Annotated in this window: 1 protein-coding gene; it reads left to right on the top strand. The window is 33.0% G+C overall.

Annotated features, from left to right (window positions below; all coding sequences use genetic code 11):
* On the top strand, positions 1 to 215 hold a 215-nt coding region (locus tag FH871_RS34625), incomplete at both ends, for a PRD domain-containing protein (protein ID WP_138995332.1).

Raw genomic sequence — 215 nt, 5'->3', positions numbered from 1 at the left:
AAAACTTGAAAACAATCTCACCAATCACATTATTCGTGCTTTAAATGTCCTTGTTATTAAGGGCAGTCAAACAAATCCAATCTGCCAGCATATAAAAAATAATTTCCCCTATGCCTTTGATTTAGCTGCAAACGAGATGTCAAGAATTGAAAGCATTTTCCATTTAACATTTTCCGAAGATGAGATTGCTTATATTGCCTTATATCTAGCTAATG

The sequence above is a fragment of the Larkinella sp. C7 genome, assembly GCF_006149005.1.
GTDB lineage: Bacteria > Bacteroidota > Bacteroidia > Cytophagales > Spirosomataceae > Larkinella.
The sequence above is the reverse complement of the archived record's forward strand: the minus strand, read 5'-3'. Positions and strand labels throughout refer to the sequence as shown.